Source organism: Mesorhizobium sp. M7A.F.Ca.CA.004.12.1.1 (assembly GCF_003997835.1).
In the GTDB taxonomy this organism is placed as follows: Bacteria; Pseudomonadota; Alphaproteobacteria; order Rhizobiales; family Rhizobiaceae; genus Mesorhizobium.
In genome coordinates, this window is record NZ_RZRK01001484.1 from 1 (window position 1) to 505 (window position 505).

1 protein-coding gene and 1 pseudogene are annotated in these 505 nt (G+C 59.6%); one reads left to right on the top strand and one right to left on the bottom strand.

Going from position 1 to position 505, the window contains the following annotated elements; genetic code table 11:
* Nucleotides 1-257, top strand: a 257-nt coding sequence (locus EN984_RS37150) for a peptidoglycan-binding domain-containing protein (RefSeq protein WP_164766054.1), incomplete at its 5' end; no start/stop codon positions are given.
* A gap of 109 nt (nt 258-366) precedes the next feature.
* Here the strand turns inward: EN984_RS37150 and EN984_RS39305 are convergent.
* Nucleotides 367-505, bottom strand: a pseudogene (locus EN984_RS39305) (ornithine decarboxylase); the annotation flags it as partial.

Here is a 505-nt window from a genome sequence, read left to right on the forward strand (position 1 = left end):
CCTATGCGCTGACCGCGGCCAACCTCGCCGCCAGGTTGGCGGGAGAAAAACAGTTCGATCCGCGCAATCCCGAGACCGGCCTCAACAACGAGCAGATGAAGGCGCTGCAGACCAAGCTGGAAGCCAGGGGCTACGATGTCGGCACTGTCGACGGCATTTTGGGTACCAACACCCGCGAGGCGATCCGCAAGGAGCAGATGCGGCTAGGCTTGCCGGTGGATGGCTGGCCGACGCCGGAGCTTTTGGGGAAGCTTTAGCGAATAGCGAATAGCGAATAGCGAATAGCGAATAGCGAATAGAAGGTAGTCCTTCCTTGCTGCTGTCTCGGCAAATCTTCCCTATTCGCTACTGGCTATTCCCTATTCGCTAATCCGCCATCGTCTCCAAACTGGCAAACCCCTGCGGCGCGTCGCCCTCGTCGAACGGCGTCGTCACCTCGACGAAGGTGTCGGGGTAAAAGCCGTTGAAGCGGGTCCGCAGCGAGAGCGAATAGGCGCCGATATGG